The organism is Microbacterium panaciterrae, from assembly GCF_039541635.1.
GTDB classification, from domain to species: domain Bacteria; phylum Actinomycetota; class Actinomycetes; order Actinomycetales; family Microbacteriaceae; genus Microbacterium; species Microbacterium panaciterrae.
In genome coordinates this window covers 88,813-109,037 of record NZ_BAABGP010000026.1, presented here as the reverse complement: position 1 = coordinate 109,037, position 20,225 = coordinate 88,813, and the positions used below count along the sequence as shown (strand labels likewise).

Below are 20,225 nucleotides of genomic sequence, written 5' to 3'. Positions count from 1 at the left end.
GCAACGCCGGTCGGGGCGTCCCCGCGGGCGCCCCGACCGACACGACCTGAGAGGAACACCTCGTGACCGTCGTCCTCAGAATGATCGGCAGGCGACTGCTGACCCTGATCCCCTTGCTGCTGGGGATCGTGCTCTTCGTCTTCACCGTGATGCAGTTCTCCTCCACGGATCCGGCCGTCGCCGTCTTCGCGGACGCCCCGGTCAGCCCCGACCAGCTCGCGCAGTTCCGCGAAGCGCATGGGCTGAACCAGCCGTTCATCGTCAAGTACTTCGCGTTCCTGGGCCAGATCCTCACCGGCCACATGGGCAAGAGCCTGGCCACCGGACAGGACGTCACGACGCTGATCTCGACCGCGCTGCCGCTGACACTCCAGCTGACCATGCTCGGCCTGCTCATCGCCGTGGTGATCGCTTTCACTCTCGGCACGGTCTCCGCCGTGTTCCGCGACCGCTGGCCCGACCAGACGATCCGCATCCTCACGCTGGGTGGCGTCGCCGCACCGTCCTTCTGGGTCGCTCTGCTGCTCGTGCAGTGGTTCTCGATCACCTTCCCGATCTTCCCGTCGTCGCGCTACGTCAACCCCGCAGACTCCATCTACGGCTGGCTGATGACGATGACGCTCCCCTCCCTCGCACTCGCGCTGCCGTTGTCGGCGCAGTTGACCCGGATCGTACGCACATCGATGGTCGAGGAGCTCGACCGCGACTACGTGCGCACCGCGCGCGGCGGCGGGCTTCCCCCGTTCGTGGTCGTGGGCCGCAACGTGATGCGCAACGCTCTCATCAACCCGCTGAACGTGCTCGGACTGCGGATCGGCTACCTGCTCGGCGGCGCCGTCGTCATCGAGCAGATGTTCAACCTGCCCGGTATGGGGCAGCTCATGATCGAGGCGGTCAAGAACAACGAACCGGCCATCGTGCAGGGCGTCGTGCTGACCATCGCCCTCGGCTTCGTCGTGATCAACCTGATCGTCGACATCCTGTCCCTGCTGGCCAACCCGAGACTGCGAACGAGCCACTGATGCGCAAGAACCTCACCCAGAAGCTCTCCCGGCCGGGTCTCCGCTTCGGCCGGCTCACACTCGGCGCCTGGATCGCGGTCGTCGTGCTGGCGATCATCGTCCTCGCCGTGATCTTCGCGCCGCTGCTGACCCCGTATGCGCCGAACATGCAGACCGTGGCACCCGACAAGGCCCCGAGTGCCGCCCACCTGCTCGGCCTGGACAGTCAGGGTCGCGACATCCTCAGCCGGCTGCTCTACGGCGGTCGTTGGTCGCTCGCGATCGGACTCGGCGCCACCGCCCTGGCTCTGGTCGCCGGCGCGATCGTCGGCGCGTTCTCGGCCACCAGCCGCCGTCTCGTCGACGAGACGATCATGCGGCTCCTGGACATCATCATGGCGTTCCCCGGCATCGCACTCGCCGCCGTGCTGGTGGCGGTGTTCGGCCGCGACGTCGTCGTGCTGATCCTCGCGATCGGCTTCCTCTACATGCCGTCGATCGCCCGGATCGTGCGCGCCAACGTGCAGGCGCAGTACGGCGAGGACTACATCGCGGCCGAGCACATCATCGGCGCGAAACGGTTCTTCATCGTGACCCGCCACGTCGCGGTCAACATCGCCGCACCGATCCTGGTGTTCTGCACCGTGATGGTCGCCGACGCGATCGTGTTCGAGGCGTCACTGTCGTTCATCGGCGCTGGCGTGCAGCCCCCGAACCCGTCCTGGGGAAGTGTGATCTCCGACGGCAAGAATCTGCTGCTCACCGGCGGCTGGTGGGCGACACTGTTCCCGGGTCTGGTCATCTTCGCCACGGTGCTCTGCCTCAATGTCCTCGCCGAGGGCCTCACCGACGCGATCGCGGCCCCGTCAGCGAAGGCCTCCCAGGCCGCCGCGCAGGCCGTGACCGCCGAGGCCGAGGACGTCGATCGCGGCGGCGACGCCATCTCCGACATCGTCGGGCTGCGTGAAGCCGGCGCTCGCATCCGTCGTCGGGTCCGCGCGATCCCTGACGTCGCTCCCGTGCTCGCGGTGGACGAGCTGACCATCTCGTTCCCCGACCGGCACAACGGCGTGAACGTCGTCAACGGGGTCTCGTTCGAGGTCCGCCCCGGCGAGGTGCTCGGCCTGATCGGCGAGTCCGGTTGCGGTAAGTCGCTCACCAGCCTCGCCGTGATGGGCCTGGAGCCGCGCGGCGCACAGATCGGCGGCAGCATCGTGTTCGACGGCGCCGAGCTCATCGGCATGCGGGCGAAGGATCGCCGGGCGCTGATGGGCCGCGGGATGTCGATGATCTACCAGGACGCGCTGAGTTCGCTGAACCCCGCCATGACGGTCAAGCAGCAGCTCACGCAGCTGACCCGGCGCGGCGGGCACCGCACCCCGACGGAGCTGCTGGAACTGGTCAACCTGGATCCGGCGCGCACACTGAAGGCCTACCCGCATGAGCTTTCCGGCGGGCAGCGCCAGCGCGTGCTCATCGCGATGGCGCTGAGCCGCGATCCGAAGCTCATCGTCGCCGACGAGCCGACCACTGCCCTGGACGTCACGGTGCAGGCGCAGGTGATGCAGCTCCTGATGCGGCTGAAGCAGGAACTCGGCTTCGCCCTGATCCTGGTCTCGCACGATCTGGCACTCGTGTCCGACATCGTCGACCGGGTCGTCGTGATGTACGGCGGCGAGGTCGCCGAGACGGGCGACATCGCCGACGTCGTCGGGCAGCCTGCGCACCACTACACCCGGGGACTGCTGTCGGCCGTGCTGTCCCTGGAGTCGGGCGACGCCGAGCTCACCCAGATCAAGGGCGTCGTGCCATCGCCCGCCTCGTTCCCGATCGGCTGCCGGTTCTCCGACCGCTGCCCCGCCGTCACCGCGATCTGCCGTCGAGAGGATCCGGTGCTGCTCGGCACCCCGCTCCTGCACGAGGTCGCCTGCCATCATCCCGCCCGCGACGTCGAGCGGCAACGAACGGAGGTGCCGGCATGACCGAGCCCATTCTCGAGCTGCGCGATGTGCACGTGCGGCATCGGATCACCGGCGAGAAGCTGTTCGCCAAGGACACGGTGCACGCGCTCACCGGCGCAGACCTGGTCCTGAACGCGGGCGAGACCGTCGGCGTCGTCGGCGAGTCGGGCTGCGGAAAGTCGACCCTCGCCAAGACGATCGTCGGCCTGCAGCGCCCCACGGAGGGCGAGGTGCTGTTCCACGGGCAATCGCTGTGGACGATGACGGGCTCCGAGCGACGCACGCAGTTCGGACGCAACGTCGGCATGGTGTTCCAGGATCCGTCCACCGCCCTGAACCGCCGGATGCCGGTGCGCAACATCCTCCGCGATCCGCTCACAGTGCACGGCGTCGGTGACGCGAAGGAGCGCACCACCCGGGTCGCGGAGCTGATGGATCTGGTCGGGCTGCCGGCCAGCGCCGCCGACGCGCTGCCGGCGCAGCTGTCCGGCGGCCAGCGCCAACGCGTGGCGATCGCCCGCGCCCTGGCACTGCGCCCCTCCGTGCTCATCGCCGATGAGCCCACCAGCGCGCTCGACGTGTCGGTGCGAGCCCAGATCCTGAACCTGCTGCTGGAGCTGAAGGCCGAGTTCGACCTCGCCATGGTGTTCATCTCGCACGACATCCAGACCGTACGCCGGATGAGCGACCGGATCGTCACGATGTACCTGGGTCGCATCGTCGAGGAGACGCCGGCTGCCGCTGTGCCAGCCGACGTGCGCCACCCCTACACGGAGGCGCTGCTGTCGGCGACGCCGAGCCTGGTGGACGAGATCGAGCCGATCACGCTGGAGGGCCCTGTCCCCTCGGCGGTGCATCCGCCATCCGGCTGCCCTTTCCGCACCCGCTGCTGGAAGGCGACCGATCAGTGCGCCACCGAGATGCCGCCGGTGACCCGGTTCGGCGAGCTGCCGCTGCACACGGCGCGCTGCTACCACCCGCTGGAGCTCGTGCGCACGGTCGCGAGCGGAGGCGCCGCATGACCGAGGCCATCCGCGTCGGCGTCGTGGGCGCCGGCTTCTTCGGGACGATGATCGCGGGCGCCTGCGCCGCGCACGACGCGTTCGCGGTGACCGCGGTGGCCGACGCCCTGCCCGACGCCGCCCAGCGCCTCGCCGAGCCGCTCGGTGCCCGGGTGCACGCCGACGCGGCTGCACTGGCGGCGGACGACGACGTGGATCTCGTCGTCGTCGCCACCCCGAACCATCTGCACGCCGAGCCCGCGATCGCGGGTCTGCGTGCCGGCAAGCACGTGTTCGTGGAGAAGCCGCTGGGCATCGACGCGTCATCGATCTCCGCGATCCTGGCCGCGGCCCGCGATGCGTCCGGCCGGCTCGTCGTGGGGCACGTGATGCGTGCCTTCCCCGGCGTGCGGCGCATGGTCGCCCAGGCGCGCGGCGGAGAGCTCGGCACCGTGCTCGAGGCCGCCGGCGCCCGCCGCCGGCTCGTGCACGTCCCGGCCGACCCCGGCGATTGGTGGAAGCTGGATCGCCGCCGCAGCGGCGGGGAGCTGCTGCACGAGATCCACGAGCTGGACCTGGTGGTCTGGGCGCTCGGAGAACCGATCGATGTCACCGGCGTCTCCGGCGCACCGCTCGCACACGGCGAGCACGTCGTCGACAGCGTCACGGAGACGGTGCTGCGCACCCCCTCCGGCGCTCTGGGACGGCACAGCGTCTCCACCTCGGCACACCGGGCCGAATGGTGGTTCCGCATCTCGGGCACCACCGCGAGTGTCGAGGCCGACTTCCGCCAGGGAACGGTGACCCGGTTCGTCGACGGTGCGGCCACCGAGGTGACGGGCGTATTCGACGACGAAGCCTCGAACGACTCGCTGCGAGAGGCGGCGCGCGCCGCGCAGGCGTACAACACCGGCGGCCCGGGACCGCTGTGGATGCGCACCGCGGTCACGTGCGAGCTCGACGAGATCGCCGCTGCCGTCCGGGGGACCTCCACCACGCTCACCGAGCTCCCGGCGAGCGCCGCACTCACGGCGCTCCGCTCGAACGCATCCGCCGCCGAGGATCGGCGATGACCCGCGTGGCGATCGCCGGGTCCGGCGTGATCGCGGGCGACCATGTGCGTGCGCTCGCCGCCCTCCCCGGGGTCGAGATCGCGTACGTGCACGGATCCGACCTCGGCCGGGCCGAGCGCCTCGCCGCCCTCGCGCCGGGCGCGGTCGCCACGGTCGACTTCACGCGGATCCTCGCCGATCCCACGGTCGTCGCGGTGGACGTCTGCAATGCCACGCCTGCGCATGCGCCGTTCACGATCGCTGCAGGCGCAGCCGGCAAACATGTGCACGTGGAGAAGCCCGCCGCGCTGACGCTCGCCGACTTCGACCGCATGGTCGCGGCGACCGAGGGGGCGGGCACAACGCTCATGGTCGGGCAGACTGTGCGCTTCCAGCCCGCCGTCGCGGCCCTCGCCGCCGCGATCGCGGACGGCGCGGTGGGACAGCCCCGCCTCGCCCACGTGAGCTGGTACACCGGGTACGTGTGGCCCGGCGGCTGGCGCGGCTGGCAGCTGGACCGGACGCGCTCCGGCGGGCATCCCGTGCACAACGGCACGCACCTGCTCGATGTCGCGGTGTGGCTGCTCGGACGGCGCCCCGCGCGGGTGTTCGCGCGCTCCTTCCCGAGCTTCGCGGCCGGGATGCCCGTGCACGACTCGTTTCAGCTCATCGTGCGTTTCGACGACGACTCACTGGCGACGCTGGAGATCTCGTATTCACTGGCCCAGCCGCGGGACATGTTCCGGCGGATCGTCGTCGCCGGCACCGAGGGGACGGTCACGCATTCGACGGACGACGACCCCGTGCTGCACGCTGCCGGAGCCGCCACGCCGCTGCCTTCGGTGGAGGGCGCGATGGGCCGTCAGCTCGCGCACTGGATCGACCTCGTTCAGGGGCGGGCTGAGCCCGTCGTCCGCACCGGCCAGGTGCGCGCCGCCCTCGCCGCCGCCCTCGCCGCTCAGCGATCGCTGGACACCGGGCGACCCATCGACCTGCGCGAGGAGGAGATCGCATGATCCGAGTCGGGTTCCTCTCCGCGGTGCGACATGCGGAGTCGTATCTGCCCACGTTCCTTGCCGATCCGCGTACCAGCCTCGTCGGCGTCGCCGAGGCCGACGACGCTGCGGAGTGGATCGTCGCCGACTCGAGGCGGTTCGCGGAGCAGCACGATCTGCCCCTGCTCTCCCCCGCAGCGCTGCTCGCGCCGGGCATGTGCGATCTGGTGGTGGTCTGCAGCGAGCCGACCCGGCACGCCGAACTCGCGATCGCCGCGCTGGACGCCGGCATCGCCGTACTGGTGGACAAGCCGGTCGCCGTGAGCGTGGCGGAAGCGGATCGGATCCTCGCCGCGCAGGAGAGATCGGGAGCCACCGTCTGCGTGGTGAACCGGCTGCGCTCCCCCGCGGTCGAGCGGTTGCGCGGCTGGGTCGACGCCGGTCACCTCGGCCTGCCGCTGCACGTCGACGTGGAGTGGTTCGCCTCCGGCGCGCACTTCGCGACGTCGGTGGAACGGCCCGAGCTGGTCACGGATCCTGCACTGTCCGGCGGTGGCGAGCTGCTGAACTTCCTGCTCTACCCGGTCGACTACATCCGCTATCTCACCGGACTCGAAGTCGTCGAGGTCTACGCCGAGGCAGCGACCCTGTTCCAGCAACCGCATCGCGATGCGGGCGTCGAGGATTCCGCGGTGGTGTCGCTGCTGCTCGAGAACGGCGTCACGGCGACGGTGACCTTGGCCCGCGCTGCGGCCGCGCCGGGGCACGGCCCGGTCTCCTCCTCGATCCGGCTGCTGGGCTCGCACGGCCACGCGATCGCCGACGACGACAAGCCGGCGATCTCGGTGTTCCGCACCGACGGACTGCAGGCCGAGCGCCCGGTCGACGGCCCGAGCTCGGTCATCGCGGTCGAGCGGTACCTCGACGAGCTGATCGGCGCACTCGCGAACGGGCGAGCTCCGCGGTACACGCTGCGCGACGCGCGGGCGAGTCTTGCCGTCACCGAGGCGTGCTATGCCGCGGTTCGCGACGGGAGACCCATTACATTGGGCGAAGAGAGCACGGGGGCGAAGAGTGAGCAATGACGTGATCGCGCCGAAGGCGGCCCGGTTCGGTGCACAGGAGCGCCTGCGCACCCTGCAGAACGACATCATGGATCTGATCCTCGAACGCGACCTCGACGTGGGCGATCCCATGCCCACCGAGAACGAGCTGTGCGCGGCGCTCGGCGTCGGGCGCAACACCGTACGCGAAGCGCTCAAGGTGCTGCAGGCGCTCGGCGTCGTCGAGATCCGCCACGGATTCGGCACGTTCGTCGCCGCGACCAGCTTCACCTCGCTCGGCGCGAGCCTCGCTTTCCGCGGGCGCCTGTCGCTGCGGCACGGCGGCGCGGAGGCGCTCGAACTCGTCGATGTCCGCCAGGCACTCGAGTCGGGCCTGATCGGGCTGGCGATCGATGCCGTGACCGAAGACGACCTGCAGGTCTTGGAACGCCAAGTGGTCGCCATGGAGGTGCTCGCGGCTCAGGGCAAGCATTTCATCGACGAGGACCAGGACTTCCACCGGCTGCTCTACGTGCCGCTGCACAACGATCTGCTCTCCAACCTCCTCGAGGTGTTCTGGAACGTCTACCGGCAGATCCACGAGGGAGCAGGATTCGAGCAGCACAGCCTCGATGAGAACGCGCACACCCACCGGCTGATCCTGGATGCCGTCCGCAGCCGAGACAAGCGCCTCGCCGCGGAGCGCCTCATCGAGCATTTCCACGGGATCCGCGCACACCTGTCCGCCCTCGGCGGCGTCTGACTCGCCCGCCGCTCAGAGCTCGATCTGCGACCCCATCACGATCACGCGGTCGCGCGGGAGGCCGAAGTGGTCGCTCGCGTCGGTCGTGATGTGCGAGGCGGCGAGGAACAGGCGCTTGCGCCAGAGCGCCATGCCGCCTCTGCGTCCCTCGCGCAGCTCGATCTTCGATAGGAAGTACGTGGCCTTGTCCAGATCGATGAAGCCCTGTGTCTTCTCCGGCGGGATGGTGCGCAGCGCGCGCGGCAGATCCGGCTTCTCCGCGTAGCCGAAGCGCGCCGAGATGTACAGGATCCCGTCAGTCGGATCCCCCAGGTCGTCGACCGTGCAGCGCCTGGCCGCCGGGAAGCGCGGGATGTTCTGGATGTCGACCGACAGGATGATCACGCGCGCGTGACGCACATGGTTGTGCTCGACGTTGGCGCGCAGCGCGAGCGGCGTCGTGGTTCCGCCGGGGTTCAGGAAGATCGCGGTGCCCGGCACCCGGTCCACGAGCTTCGGGTTCGTCCGCAGCGTGCGCACGAAGTCCGCGAGCGACCCCTCCGCCTCGCTGCGGCGCGCGGTGATGAGCTGTCGCCCGCGCTGCCAGGTCGTCATGACGATGAACGCCGCCAGCCCGATCGCGAGGGGCAGCCACGCGCCGTGCACGAACTTGGTCAGGTTCACCGCGAGGAAGAGCAGATCCACGGTGAGCAGCACCGCGGCGCCGATCCCGAGGATCCAGCCGGGGGTCTTCCAGCGCCGCCGGGCGAGGTAGAAGAACAGGATCGTGGTGATCGTGATGGTTCCGGTGACCGCCATGCCGTACGCGAAAGCGAGCGAGGCCGAACTGCGGAACGCGAACACGAGGGTGATCACGGACACCATCAGCAGCCAGTTGATCCACGGCACGTAGACCTGCCCGTGCGACTCGGACGACGTGTGCGTCACCCGCAGCCGCGGCAGGTAGCCGAGGCCTGCCGCCTGCGCCGCCACGGAGAACGCGCCGGAGATGACCGCCTGCGACGCGATCACCGTCGCCGCCGTGGCCAGCACGACCAGCCCGATCCGCCCCCATTCCGGCGCCAGCAGGAAGAACGGCGCCGACATGTTGGCCTTGTCCTGCAGCAGCAGCGCGCCCTGACCGAGGTAGGTGAGGGCGCAGGCGGGGAAGACGATGAAGAGCCACGCGAGCGAGATCGGCCGGCGACCGAAGTGCCCCATGTCGGCGTACAGCGCCTCGGCGCCGGTGACCGACAGCACGACCGCGGCGAGCGCGAAGAACGCGATGTTGAAGTGGCCGACCATGAAGCCGATCGCGTACGTGGGCAGCAGCGCCAGCAGGATCTGCGGGTCGTGCAGGATCCCGCCGATGCCGAGCACGCCGACCACCACGAACCAGATCACCATGATCGGACCGAACAGGCGTCCGACGACGGAGCTGCCCAGCTTCTGGATGAGGAAGAGGATCAGCAGGATCGTGGCGGTGATCGGCACCACCCATTCGGCCAGATCCGGATTGATCACCTTGAGGCCCTCGACCGCGGAGAGCACCGAGATCGCCGGGGTGATCATGCTGTCGCCGAGGAAGAGCGCCGCGCCCAGCACGGCGAGGCCCGAGAGCAGGGCCACCGTCCGGGTGCGCCCCTTCGGCGCCCAGCGGCGCAGCAGGGTCAGCAGCGCCATGATGCCGCCCTCGCCGTCGTTGTCCATCCGCATCGCGAGCAGCACGTAGGTGATCGTGACGATCAGGATGACCGACCACACGATGAGCGAGACGACCCCGTACAGGTTCTCGGTCGTGAGCGGCACCGGATGCGGATCGTTCGGGTCGAACACCGTCTGCAGCGTGTAGATCGGACTCGTGCCGATATCGCCGAAGACGACGCCGAGGGCGCCGATGATGAGGGCCAGCCTGAGGGGGCTGCGTCCGGTGGTCGGCACGACGGCCGCGAGGCTGTTCACACCCGAAGCCTAGGGCCCGGAACGCGCGAGATCGGGCGCTCCTCACGGAATCCTCACGGGGCGTGTCGGCGCGGCCTCGCAGGATCCTCACGCCCTGAGGACGCCGCAACACCGGCCCCCGACCTGCGTCGAGGACCGGCGTTGCGGGATCCGATCAGCCCTTGCGCGGAGCCGTCACGGAGATGAGCGCGGCCGTGTTGTCCTGCATCGACTTCTTCACGGTGATCACGGTGCCGTAGCCCACCCCGGCGTCGGCGGGGTTGCCTGTGCCGAGGATCGTGAACCCGAGGTCGAGGCCGTACAGGTCGGTCGCCGGAGTGCCGTCCGGGTTGACCACGCGCGTGCTGTACGGCGCGTCGCCGACCGAGGGCACGACCGTCGAGGCATCGCGCAGCCGGTTGTACAGCTGCCCGTTGCGGACCTCGAGTCCGGCCACCCAGCCCTGATCGTCGGTGAACGTGCTCACCGGCGCCAGTGCGGGGATGTCGGTGCAGTACTCGGTGAAGGCCGCGTCGGCGATGCACTCGGTGAACGGGTACGTCGCCTGCAGGCCGAACGCCGCGTTGGACGACTGCGCACGCCCGGGCAGGTTCTTCAGCAGCGACGGATCCGCCTCGGCCGCGGCGCCGGTGCGGCGCAGCGGGTCGAAGTGGCTGTCCACCAGGAGCAGGCCGCCCTTCGCCCCGTAGCTGGGCAGGCTCGTCAGGTTCGTGGTGACCTGGTTCGAGTTGCCGTACGTGGTGTCGCGGTACCAGACGAGTGCGCCCGGCGCGTTGTAGGCGACCTTCTCGACCTTCCAGCCGCCGTCGCTGTACACGCTGTTGTAGCCGTACTTGAGGCCGTTGTCGAAGCCGTCGAAGTTGCGCCACTCGACCAGGTAGTACTGCGCCTTGATCTGCGTGCCCGTGTCACGGGTCCAGCCGGCGCCCGTGGTGTCGGTGAACGTCGAGTCCGTGGCGGTCCAGCCGTTGTCGCCGGACTCGACGTCGTCGGTCCAGACGTCGGTTCCGCCACTGGTGAGCGCGAAGTCGTCGGAGAACCAGCCGCGCTCCTCGAACGCCGCATCGGTCGCCTGACGCAGGCGGATCTGGATGTTCTGTCCGGCGTAGGCCGACAGGTCGACGTGATCGTGACGCCAGCCGTCGGTCGACCCGGTCAGGCCGTACTTCTTGCCGCCGAAGTCCTTCATCCGGCCGTTCGGATCGCTGTAGCCGTCATCGGTCGACACCAGCGCACCGGAGTCGTCGTAGACCTTCTGCTCGGCCCAGGTGGATCCGCCGTCGGTGGACACCTCGACGAAGCCGAAGTCCCAGTCCTGCTCGATCACGTAGTTGTCCCACATCGAGAAGGTCGCCGAGGCCGGGACGTTGTCGATCGAGCGGGTCAGCCGCGCATCCGCCCAATTCTGGTCGGCGTTCGAATACCACATCTCGGATCCGCTGTGCGGCTGGGCGAGCACGATCGTCTTGTCCGGCAGGTTGACCTTGATGCCGTCCTGCGTGCCCTTCTTGGGCCGGGAGCTCTGGCCGACCTTGATCATCTGGGTGCCGTCGCCGGGGTTCACCACCTGCGGGTCGACCCAGCCGAGCACCCACTTGTCCCAGATGCCCATGTGCGTCGGCTGCGACTGGAAGATCGGGCCGGAGTGCGATCCCGAGCTCATCAGATCCCAGAAGTCGATGTCGGAATTGCCCGCATTCGACGTGTCGTACAGATCCGGCAGGCCGAGGTCGTGCCCGTACTCGTGCGCGAACACACCGACGCCCGAGTTCTCCGGCTGCACGATGTAGTTCTGGACCTTGAAGTCGGTGCCGGGGATGGCGGCGCCGCCCGCGACGTCGGACGAGTGCGCCCAGATCGCGTAGGTGCCCTCCTTGCCGCCGCCGCCCGACTTGTCCTCACCGGCGTGCACCAGCACGACGTGGTCGATGATGCCGTCGGGCTCGTTCACGTTGCCGTCGCCGTCGCGGTCGCCCTGGTCTTCGATGTCGTAGTCGGCCCACGGGAAGTCGGGGTTCTGCTGCGCGAGCGACGCGACCGCGTCGATCGGGAGCTGACCAGGGCCGAGCGGGTTGTCCGGGTGGCCCTGCATGTCCTGCATGGGGCCCGCCTCGTACTGGCCCGTCTCGGAGTTGAGGTGGCAGACCGTGGCGCCGTAGTAGGCCTCGGAGTGCGGCACGGTGACCCACGCCGTCGCCGCGCCGGTGAGGGTGTACGCGCCGCGGGACATCTCCTCGTACATGTTCTTCATGGTGTTGCCGGAGATGTCGAAGCCCGGCTTGCCGTCCAGACCCGTCAGATCGGTGCGCACCCGATCCGTGATGCCCTTGTCGGAGAACAGCATCTTGTTGTAGAAGTCGCTGGAGAAGTCGGGCACCCACATCGTGTTGTTGTCCTTGTGGGCGGCGGTGGCAGGATCCGGGATCCCGTTGTGCAGCGTCGGACCCTGCACGTCGCCCGGCTTGCAGTCCGTCGCGCCGAACGCGGTGGGGACCTGCAGGTTCGAGAAGTCCTCGGTGCCGTCGAACTCGACCAGGATCGTGAGCAGCTTCGCCTGCTGCGTGGTCTTGGACTTCTTCAGGTTCTTCGGGCTCTTGCCGGTCTTGACCGCCTTCGCCTCGGTGACCGCGAGCTGGTGCGCCGCCTGGGGGTTGCCCTGCGCGTGCTTCTGGTCGTTCTGCTTGGCGCGCTCGAACGCCGCACTGCTGATCGAGCGCCGGGCGTTCCCGTTCACGTCAGCGACGGCGGTGTCGTCGGACGCGTCGGTGAACGCCTCGGCCCGGGGCGCCACGTAGTTGATGTAGTGGTCGTCGATGCCGGTCTTCGCCGCGGCGCCGGTCGATGCCGCGGTGTTCGCCGCGGTTGATGACGCCGCGCTCGGCGGTGCGGCAGGCGCAGGCGCCGCGGACGCGGGCACCGCCCCGAACGTCGCCACTCCGGCGGCCGCGATCACGAAGGCGGACGCCGTCGCGACGGCTTTCCTCCGTGTGCGAGCAGTGTGTTCAGACATTGCTTCTCCCTCCAGGCATCGCCGCGAGGGTTCCCGCGGCGGTGCGGATGTCGTGCACCGGTCAGGCGCACAAGTACAACCTTTACCGTGAAACCCCTATGCATGGGAACAGGATCTGCTGAATGTGGAGAACTTTCTTCTTCCGGCCTCAGGACTCAGGCCGAGGCGCGCACCAGGGCGAGGGCGTCGAAGCAGACCAAGTTCGTCGATCCCGTCCCTCCGGTTTCGATCCGAATCGCTCGGGAAGTCTGCAGACACTCGCCGAAGACCGCGACGGCGGATACGGCGAAGATTCTCGCCGTGAATTCGTCGTCGAGCACGTCCGTGAGGATCGCTGCGAGCTCGTCCACGCGCCTCAGACGCACGCTGGCGAGTCGCGACTGCACCGCGGGCGTTCGCGCCACGACCTCGAATCTGAGTCGCAGCGAATGGGGCGACTCCTCGGCCAGCTCGATGACAGGCTCGAACATGCGTCGCACGAGGAGCCAGACGTCGTCGACGGAGTGGCGTTCCGACGCGTCAGAAGGCGGCTCGAAGTCGACATCGAGGCGCGCGAGTGAGAAGAGGACGATGTCCTCCTTGGCAATGAAGTAGCGGAAGAACGTGGCGCGTGAGATGCCCATCTCCGTGGCGAGCTCGGTCACGGTGATCTCGTCGAACCCGACGTCCTCGTGCGCATCCGCGCCTGCGGAATCTGCGGCTCCGATGTCTTCTACGTGCACATCGGCGGCATCCCCCCGCGCCAGTCCCACACGCCGCTCGGTCACGAGCCGGCGGGCGAGGTGGTCGAGATCGGCGCCGACGTCACGGATGTCGCGATCGGTGACCACGTCGTCATCAACCCCATGTCCTCTTCTGATGGAATCATCGGCAACGGCGGTGCGCAGGGCGCCCTCTCGGAATACATCGTGCTCAGGGAGGCTCGGGCCGGCGTGCACTTCCGCGTGATCCCCGCCGAGGTGCCGTGGCATGTCGCCGCGTTGAACGAGCCGATGGCGGTCGCCTATCACGGGGTCAACCGCTCCGGTGCCCGCGAGGGCACTCGAGCGGTCGTCTTCGGTGCCGGCCCCATCGGGCTCGGCGCGGCCATCGCCCTGAAATCGAAGGGCGCCGCCCACGTCGTGGTCATCGACATCCTTCCGCGCCGGCTGGAGAAGACGCTCCTAGTCGGGGCCGACGCCGTGATCCACTCCGCGGAGGAGAACGTGATCGAGCGCCTCATCCAGCTCCACGGAGAAGCACCCGGTTTCATGCGTGGACCGGCGCGCCCGGCGACCGACGTCTACATCGACGCGGCAGGGATCCCGAGCGTCATCGCGACCGCGCTGGCCGCGATCCGCCACCGCGGCGTGCTCACGATCGTCGCCGTGCACAAGAACCCCGTCGAGCTGGACCTCCAGGAGATCCTCACGACCGAGGTCGACATCCGGATGTCCATGGGATATCCCACGGAGATCTTCGAAGTCACCGACTCGATCATCACCGACTGGGAGAAATACCAGCACATCGTGAGCGACGTCGTGCCCTTCGATCATGCCGAGGACGCCATCCGGCTTGCGTCGACTCCCGGGGCTGCGGACAAAGTCGTCATCACCTACAACTGAGGCGAGCACCGCGCCGCGCGGAGTTCAGGTGCTGCGGAGCGGCAACGCGAGAAGATGACCGGAGAGAGTCTTGCCATGGGGATCCGCGGTCGCCGATCGCGTCACGCCGCCGTCCAGTCGATGCGGGATGACGATCGACAGCGCGCTCAAAGCGTCCAGGGAGCGGACGGTGATGCCCTCGACGTCACGGATCTGGAAGTGTGCGGCCAGCGCGCCACTCGTGACGACACCTCGCAGCAAGCCGAAGTCACTCTCATCGAACGGCGCCACGAACAGAATCGAACTGTCGCCTTTGTCCCCCGCGCGCGCATGGGCGATGTCGTGAAGCGTGCGCCTGCTCATCTCATCGTCACCTTCGTGGTCACGGCTGCGCGATCGATCATCGTCGACACGATCCCGAGCGTCTCTCGGATCGAGGTGGTCACGCCTCCCCCGCCATACGGCCCGTTCGTGTAGAGAGCTTCGACCTCGTCGCACAAGACGGTCGCAACAGTGCGGTCGAACGTACGCGCGGAGATCCGCAGACGCACTTCGGACGGCGTCCTGTCCGCATACGGCCACCACGGCCGCGTCGCGTCGACTCCGATGTAGCCGACCGACAGCAGATCCGGATCGAGGCCGTGAATGTGACTCCAGCGCTCGTGCACAATCTCGGCCGCCATCTCGGCCCTGGCCACGCAGCCCGCACCGGAGTACGAGATCTCCGCGACCGCGAGGTGGCCGTCGCGGACGCCGACGCTGACCTTCAGCTGTTCCGGCTTGCCCGCGTGGCGGGCGCCTTCGACGGTGACTGCCGAATCAGCTTCGGAGCGAATGCGGACGTGACTGAAGTCGATCGTGACGTCGGGGGTCTTGTAGGACGCCGGGTCGTCGATCTCATAGAGCAGCTGCTCCAACACGGTTCTCCGATCGATCATCCCACCGGTGTCCGGCAGCTTGGAGTACGTCGCGGACCCGTCTGATCGCACATCGGCCATCGGAAAGCCCAGATCCCAGAGCCTGTCCACTCGCTTGCGGCCGGCGTCGGCGAAGTATCCTCCGGTGAGCTGTCCGGCGCACTCGAGGAGATGCCCGACGAGGCTCGCCCGCGCGATCGCGCCCAGGTCGTCGAACGCCCAGCCGAAACGGTGCACCAGCGGAGCGACGAACAGGGCCGCGTCCGAACAGCGCCCGGCGATGACCACCTGCGCTCCCGCATCGAGCGCCTCCACCAACGGCTCGGCCCCGATATAGGCGTTCGCGGAGACCACGCGATCGCGGATGTCCCACAGCGTGTCATCCGTGCCCAGGATCCGAGCTCCCCGCAGATCGAGTGCCGCCAGCACGTCGTCTCCGGTGACCGCGGCGATGACGGGGTCCAGGCCGATGTCGTCGCAGAGTGCGCGCGTCGCCTCGGCGGCGCCGATCGGATCAGCGGCACCGGCGTTGGTCGTCACAACGGCACCGACCGGCAGCAGATGCGGGAATGTGCCTGCGAATCGCCGCAGGATCCGGGAATCGAAGCCCGATCCCGTGCCCTCCTTGTGCGACTGCTGCGCCACACCGATGGTGCGTTCCGCGAGGCACTCGAACGCCATGGCGTCCAGTCCGCCGTACCGGGCCAGATCATCGGCAGGCTGCACCCGATCTCCGGCGAACCCCGCCCCGACGCCGATGCGGAACATGCCGGATCCCACCGGCGGGGCCGGACGACGCTGCTCTGAGATGATCATGGCCGGGGAGTTCCTTTCCAGTGATCGAGGATCCCTGAGAACGACGCGGAGACGGTTCGGCATGAGCCGCCGAGGTGCATCACCTCGGAACGCGGGCCCTCGAATCGAGCCCAGGGCAGCGATCCCTCACGGATGAACGCACCGATCATCTGGCGCAGACGCCCACTCAGTCCCGCCTCTGGGCTGCCGTCGGGCACGTTGCCGAAAAGCAGCCGTGCAGGCAGGTTGTGGTCGGCCGGACTGTCGTCGGGCCGATCCACCTGCGCGACCCAGGATCTCCCGCCCGCGGCGTTCTGGCCGATGGCCGCGCGCGCTGCGGGAAGCCGGTAGATGTAGTCGGTGAGGATTCTCTCCCGGGTCACCGCGAGATCCGCGGTCGCGTAAGCCGCCACCACCTCGGCAGGATCCGGCACGCCCCACGCACCGAGTTCGGCGACGATCTGCGCGACATCCTTCGGGGAGAACTCCTCATCCGCTCCGCGCAGGCTCGCGACTTCGGCACCTGCCACGACGAACAGCAGCGGGATATCCCGCGCCTGCCCGTCGGCGATCGCCTGTAGCGGATGCGCGGTGAGCACGGGATGAGGGGCGTCGACGTCGAGAACGACCCCGAACGAATCCGGCACAGGAGCGTTCCGCCTGCCGATCTCGCGCGATCCGACCACGCGCTGAGCTGCGAGGATCTCCGCTCCAGAGAGCTCGTGCAACCGGACCAGGGCGTCGTCTTCCGGGATCCCGGCTGCCGCGACGAACTGCGCTGCGTGACGGCGTGCCTGCATGAGCGGCACGATCCTCGAGGCCCCGCCCGAGATGAGGACAAGACCCTGGAAAAGCCCCGCTGCGGCGGGAGCGGCGAGCAGCGCCGCAGCGAGGAATGCTCCGGAGCTCTGGCCCATGACCGTGACACGGTCAGGATCCCCTCCGAACGCGGCCGCGTTCCGCCGCACCCACCGGAGCGCCGCGATCACATCCCTCAGTCCAAGATTCGAAGCCTCGGGCAGCCCATGATCGATGAGCGTCGCGAAGCCCAGCGCCCCCGTCCTGTGGTTCGCGGACACCACGATCATTCTCTGTTCCGCCGCGAGGCGTGCGCCGTCGAAGATCGGCAGGGCCGACGACCCGCCCTCGAACCCGCCTCCGTACACCCAGAACAGCACGTCCGCGTCTGCCGCGCCCTCCGGCACCCAGACGTTGAGCGTGAGGCAGTCCTCGGACAGAGGCAGGCCGTCGACGAGGGGAGTCTCGGGTTGCACCGGTGATGCGCCGAACGCGTCGGCGGCGAGAGGCTCCGCCCAGCCCAGATGGGGCCGGGGCGCAGCGAATCGCAGATCGCCCAGGGGCGGGGCGCTGAACGGCAGTCCGAGATAGGCGGTGGTCCGCCCCAGCGAACGGCCAAGGACCGGGCCGTCCGTCGTCGCGATCAGGCGCGTGCTCATGCCCGATCCTCCTCGAGGTCGCGTTGCACGACGTCCGGCAACGGCGGGATCGCGCGGAGCAGGTCCTTCGTGTACTCGGTGCGGGGCGATCGGTAGATCGAGTCGCAGTCCCCTTCCTCGACGAGATCGCCGCGCAGCATCACCCCGACACGGTCGCACAGGAACTCGACGACCGAGAGGTCATGCGAGATGAACAGATACGTCAATCCCAGTTCGTCCTGCAGATCCTTCATGAGGTTGAGCACCTGCGCTTGCACGGAGACGTCGAGGGCAGAGACCGGTTCATCGGCGACGATGAGCCGGGGTTCCAACGCGAGAGCACGAGCGATCATGATGCGCTGACGCTGACCGCCGGAGAACTCGATGGGTTTGCGCTCGAGAGCGGACGGCGCGAGACCGACCTGGTCGAGAAGGGTCGCGGCACGACGAAGGCGGTCGGCCCTGCTGTGCAGGCCGTGGATCTCCCACGGTTCGCTGATGAGCTCGAGCACCGACATGCGGGGATTGAGTGCCCCATACGGATCCTGGAACACCATCTGCACGTCGCGTCGGTACGCCCGCAGAGCCCGACCGTTCAGCCGGGTCACGTCCTGGCCGTCGAATCGGATCGCTCCCGTCGTCGGAGAATTCAGCTGCGCGACCATCCGCGCGACCGTCGTCTTACCGGATCCGGACTCCCCCACAAGGCCGTAGCTCGACCCCGCCTCGATCCGGAAGGACACGCCTTTGACGGCATGGAACGTGCTCTTGCGCAACGGCGGGCCGACACGGAAGTCCTTGACGAGTCCCTCGATCTCAAGCAGTGCGGTCATGCGGCCACTCCCTCGGGCAGGTCTCGCACCCAGTGCCCTGGCGACACCTCGCGCAAGTCGGTCGGCGTGCCTGCTGCGTCCAGCTCACGCGTATCCTTGAGCCATGGCGCGGAGGTCGCGATGGACGGCAGCCGACGCCTGACGTCACCGAGACGCGGCGAGGCATCGAGCAGCGCACGGGTGTAGGCGTGACCGGGCGTCCGCATGATCTGAGCCGTGCGGCCGCGTTCGACGATCTCGCCCGCATACATCACGGCGACTTCTTCGCAGGTCTCCGATACCACCCCGAGGTCATGGGTGATCATCAGCAGCGAGAGCCCGAGCCGCTCCTGAAGCCCGCGCAGCAGTTCGATGACCTGGCGCTGCAGCGTCACATCCAAGGCGGTTGTCGGCTCGTCCGCGATGAGCAGATCCGGCTCGCAGGAAATCGCCATCGCGATCATCACCCGCTGCCGCATGCCTCCGGAGAGCTGGCCGATTCGATTGCCGAGGATGTCGCGCGCCTTCGACAGACCGACGAGATCGAGAAGCTCGACGGCACGCTCCCGTCGCTCGGCACGACTGAGCGACGTGTGCGCACGCAGTCCCTCCGTCAGCTGCACGCCGATCGGCAGCACCGGGTGCAGTGCGGACATCGGCTCCTGGAACACGAAGCCGATTCGGTCTCCCGCGAGCTCACGGCGCCGGCCGGGTGCCATCCCGATGAGCTCCTCGCCATGGAAGCGCGCGGATCCGGAGCAGGTCAGGTTGTCGGCGAGCAGGCCGGCGATCGCGAGAGCTGTCAGCGACTTCCCGCTCCCGGACTCGCCGACGAGGGCGAGCTTCGACGAGCGCTCCAAGGTGAAGTCGACGCGACGAACTGCAGGGTAGGCCCGACCACGACGGCGAGCGGACACGGAAAGGTCCTGCACCTGCAACGCGGGGGTGTCTGTGACGGTCATCGTGACTGCGCTCCATACTGAACTCGAGGATCGACGACCGCATAGAGCACGTCGATCACCAGGTTGACGATGATGATGGCCGTGCCGCTGAACAGGACGATCCCCTGGATGAGGTTGTAGTCGCGGTTGGACACCGCATTGAACATGAGCTGCCCGATGCCAGGGATGCCGAAGATGTTCTCGATCACCACGCTTCCGGAAATGAGACTCGCTGCGAGCAGGCCGATGACCGTGAGCAGCGGGAGCGCAGCGAGCCGCGAGATGTGCGTGCGTGCGATGCGCGAGCTTCCCAGGCCGAGCGATCGCGCGGTGACCACGAAAGGCTCACCGATCACGTCCAGAAGTGAACCCCGGGTGATGCGGCTGACGAAGCCGACCTCTCCGAGCCCGAGAGCGAGCGACGGCAGGATGAGGGATTGCAGATGCGGGACGAAACCGGCTGACGGCGGGATGTATCCTCCGACCGCGAACCAGCGCAGGCCGACCGCGAAGACGATGATCAGCAGCAGCGCGAGGAAGTAGTTCGGAACCGAGATCCCGAGGATGCCGAGCGCCTTCGCCGCGCGCCCCTCGGGGCGACGGCGACCGAACGCAGCCACGGCGCCGAGAACGATCCCGAGAACGAGTCCCCAGATCAGGGCGAGCACGCTGATCTCGATGGTCACCGCTGCATAGCCCGGAATGACCTGGGCGACGGGCTGCTGCAGGAAGGTGCTCTTGCCGAGCTGCAGGGTGGCCATGTCGCCCAGAAATCGGCCGAATTGCACGAGCGGTGCCTGATCGAGGCCCATCTGGTGCCGCAGTGCCGCGACCTGCGCAGGGGTCGCCTGATCTCCGAGGATGATCGCGGCGGGGTCGCCCGGCGCCAGACGGATCAGCAGGAACACGAGGATCAGCGGCACCAGGACGGTGGGAAGGAGCGCCAGCAGACGCTGCACGAGATAGGTGATCAT

At 68.4% G+C, this 20,225-nt stretch carries 17 protein-coding genes; 8 read left to right on the top strand and 9 right to left on the bottom strand.

Translation table 11 applies throughout. The features are described 5' to 3' along the window. Nucleotides 1-62 precede the first annotated feature (62 nt). Genes ABD882_RS18235 through ABD882_RS18205 form a run of 7 tightly spaced genes read left to right on the top strand, consistent with a single transcriptional unit; the run spans nucleotide 63 to nucleotide 7,816 of the window. On the top strand, nucleotides 63-1,022 hold the full coding sequence (locus ABD882_RS18235; RefSeq protein WP_345188897.1) for an ABC transporter permease: 960 nt from the start codon (nucleotides 63-65) through the stop codon (nucleotides 1,020-1,022). Further along, complete coding sequence (locus ABD882_RS18230) at nucleotides 1,022-2,983, top strand: dipeptide/oligopeptide/nickel ABC transporter permease/ATP-binding protein (protein WP_345188896.1); 1,962 nt, start codon at nucleotides 1,022-1,024, stop codon at nucleotides 2,981-2,983. Before ABD882_RS18235 ends, ABD882_RS18230 begins: the two co-directional genes overlap by 1 nt. Further along, complete coding sequence (locus ABD882_RS18225; RefSeq protein ID WP_345188895.1) at nucleotides 2,980-3,984, top strand: ABC transporter ATP-binding protein; 1,005 nt, start codon at nucleotides 2,980-2,982, stop codon at nucleotides 3,982-3,984. Before ABD882_RS18230 ends, ABD882_RS18225 begins: the two co-directional genes overlap by 4 nt. Next, nucleotides 3,981-5,036, top strand: a complete 1,056-nt coding sequence (locus tag ABD882_RS18220; RefSeq protein ID WP_345188894.1) for a Gfo/Idh/MocA family protein — start codon at nucleotides 3,981-3,983, stop codon at nucleotides 5,034-5,036. The genes ABD882_RS18225 and ABD882_RS18220 overlap by 4 nt, the downstream gene beginning before the upstream one ends. Next, nucleotides 5,033-6,031 (top strand): Gfo/Idh/MocA family protein, encoded by a 999-nt coding sequence (locus ABD882_RS18215; protein WP_345188893.1) that lies wholly within the window; start codon nucleotides 5,033-5,035, stop codon nucleotides 6,029-6,031. Before ABD882_RS18220 ends, ABD882_RS18215 begins: the two co-directional genes overlap by 4 nt. Then, on the top strand, nucleotides 6,028-7,095 hold the full coding sequence (locus tag ABD882_RS18210) for a Gfo/Idh/MocA family protein (protein WP_345188892.1): 1,068 nt from the start codon (nucleotides 6,028-6,030) through the stop codon (nucleotides 7,093-7,095). The genes ABD882_RS18215 and ABD882_RS18210 overlap by 4 nt, the downstream gene beginning before the upstream one ends. Further along, nucleotides 7,085-7,816: a FadR/GntR family transcriptional regulator gene (locus ABD882_RS18205; protein WP_345188891.1), complete on the top strand. Its 732-nt coding sequence runs from the start codon at nucleotides 7,085-7,087 to the stop codon at nucleotides 7,814-7,816. Before ABD882_RS18210 ends, ABD882_RS18205 begins: the two co-directional genes overlap by 11 nt. A gap of 12 nt (nucleotides 7,817-7,828) precedes the next feature. Here the strand turns inward: ABD882_RS18205 and ABD882_RS18200 are convergent, their stop codons facing one another. The 3 genes from ABD882_RS18200 to ABD882_RS18190 all read right to left on the bottom strand — a co-directional run bounded on the left by ABD882_RS18200 (nucleotide 7,829) and on the right by ABD882_RS18190 (nucleotide 13,597). After that, nucleotides 7,829-9,757, bottom strand: coding sequence for a potassium transporter Kup (locus ABD882_RS18200; protein ID WP_345188890.1), 1,929 nt, complete (start codon nucleotides 9,755-9,757; stop codon nucleotides 7,829-7,831). Nucleotides 9,758-9,911: 154 nt separating this feature from the next. Further along, the gene (locus ABD882_RS18195; RefSeq protein WP_345188889.1) at nucleotides 9,912-12,767 is read right to left on the bottom strand and encodes an immune inhibitor A domain-containing protein; all 2,856 of its coding nucleotides are present in this window, start codon (nucleotides 12,765-12,767) and stop codon (nucleotides 9,912-9,914) included. A 155-nt stretch (nucleotides 12,768-12,922) separates the two neighbouring features. Further along, nucleotides 12,923-13,597, bottom strand: a complete 675-nt coding sequence (locus tag ABD882_RS18190; protein ID WP_345188888.1) for a TetR/AcrR family transcriptional regulator — start codon at nucleotides 13,595-13,597, stop codon at nucleotides 12,923-12,925. Here ABD882_RS18190 and ABD882_RS18185 point away from each other — a divergent pair. Further along, complete coding sequence (locus ABD882_RS18185) at nucleotides 13,484-14,371, top strand: zinc-dependent alcohol dehydrogenase (RefSeq protein WP_345188887.1); 888 nt, start codon at nucleotides 13,484-13,486, stop codon at nucleotides 14,369-14,371. The genes ABD882_RS18190 and ABD882_RS18185 overlap by 114 nt on opposite strands. 24 nt (nucleotides 14,372-14,395) lie before the next feature. Here ABD882_RS18185 and ABD882_RS18180 read toward each other — a convergent pair whose 3' ends face one another. The 6 genes from ABD882_RS18180 to ABD882_RS18155 are packed head-to-tail and all read right to left on the bottom strand — an operon-like array spanning nucleotide 14,396 to nucleotide 20,225. Continuing rightward, complete coding sequence (locus ABD882_RS18180; RefSeq protein ID WP_345188886.1) at nucleotides 14,396-14,713, bottom strand: AtuA-related protein; 318 nt, start codon at nucleotides 14,711-14,713, stop codon at nucleotides 14,396-14,398. Continuing rightward, entirely contained in the window at nucleotides 14,710-16,083 is a 1,374-nt protein-coding gene (locus ABD882_RS18175; RefSeq protein WP_345188885.1) for an acyclic terpene utilization AtuA family protein, read from the bottom strand. The genes ABD882_RS18180 and ABD882_RS18175 overlap by 4 nt, the downstream gene beginning before the upstream one ends. Then, nucleotides 16,080-17,519 (bottom strand): carboxylesterase family protein, encoded by a 1,440-nt coding sequence (locus ABD882_RS18170; RefSeq protein ID WP_345188884.1) that lies wholly within the window; start codon nucleotides 17,517-17,519, stop codon nucleotides 16,080-16,082. Before ABD882_RS18170 ends, ABD882_RS18175 begins: the two co-directional genes overlap by 4 nt. Then, on the bottom strand, nucleotides 17,516-18,331 hold the full coding sequence (locus ABD882_RS18165; RefSeq protein ID WP_345188883.1) for an ATP-binding cassette domain-containing protein: 816 nt from the start codon (nucleotides 18,329-18,331) through the stop codon (nucleotides 17,516-17,518). Before ABD882_RS18165 ends, ABD882_RS18170 begins: the two co-directional genes overlap by 4 nt. Beyond that, complete coding sequence (locus ABD882_RS18160; protein ID WP_345188882.1) at nucleotides 18,328-19,272, bottom strand: ABC transporter ATP-binding protein; 945 nt, start codon at nucleotides 19,270-19,272, stop codon at nucleotides 18,328-18,330. Before ABD882_RS18160 ends, ABD882_RS18165 begins: the two co-directional genes overlap by 4 nt. Continuing rightward, complete coding sequence (locus ABD882_RS18155; RefSeq protein WP_345188881.1) at nucleotides 19,269-20,225, bottom strand: ABC transporter permease; 957 nt, start codon at nucleotides 20,223-20,225, stop codon at nucleotides 19,269-19,271. The genes ABD882_RS18160 and ABD882_RS18155 overlap by 4 nt, the downstream gene beginning before the upstream one ends.

Bases quoted from the DNA above. Each gene is read 5' to 3' on its own strand.
- ABD882_RS18230 (WP_345188896.1), top strand. From the start codon at position 1,022: ATGCGCAAGAACCTCACCCAGAAGCTCTCCCGGCCGGGTCTCCGCTTC.
- ABD882_RS18195 (WP_345188889.1), bottom strand. From the start codon at position 12,767: ATGTCTGAACACACTGCTCGCACACGGAGGAAAGCCGTCGCGACGGCG.
- ABD882_RS18180 (WP_345188886.1), bottom strand. From the start codon at position 14,713: ATGAGCAGGCGCACGCTTCACGACATCGCCCATGCGCGCGCGGGGGAC.
- ABD882_RS18215 (WP_345188893.1), top strand. From the start codon at position 5,033: ATGACCCGCGTGGCGATCGCCGGGTCCGGCGTGATCGCGGGCGACCAT.
- ABD882_RS18210 (WP_345188892.1), top strand. From the start codon at position 6,028: ATGATCCGAGTCGGGTTCCTCTCCGCGGTGCGACATGCGGAGTCGTAT.
- ABD882_RS18170 (WP_345188884.1), bottom strand. From the start codon at position 17,519: ATGAGCACGCGCCTGATCGCGACGACGGACGGCCCGGTCCTTGGCCGT.
- ABD882_RS18175 (WP_345188885.1), bottom strand. From the start codon at position 16,083: ATGATCATCTCAGAGCAGCGTCGTCCGGCCCCGCCGGTGGGATCCGGC.
- ABD882_RS18160 (WP_345188882.1), bottom strand. From the start codon at position 19,272: ATGACCGTCACAGACACCCCCGCGTTGCAGGTGCAGGACCTTTCCGTG.
- ABD882_RS18225 (WP_345188895.1), top strand. From the start codon at position 2,980: ATGACCGAGCCCATTCTCGAGCTGCGCGATGTGCACGTGCGGCATCGG.
- ABD882_RS18220 (WP_345188894.1), top strand. From the start codon at position 3,981: ATGACCGAGGCCATCCGCGTCGGCGTCGTGGGCGCCGGCTTCTTCGGG.
- ABD882_RS18155 (WP_345188881.1), bottom strand. From the start codon at position 20,225: ATGATCACCTATCTCGTGCAGCGTCTGCTGGCGCTCCTTCCCACCGTC.
- ABD882_RS18165 (WP_345188883.1), bottom strand. From the start codon at position 18,331: ATGACCGCACTGCTTGAGATCGAGGGACTCGTCAAGGACTTCCGTGTC.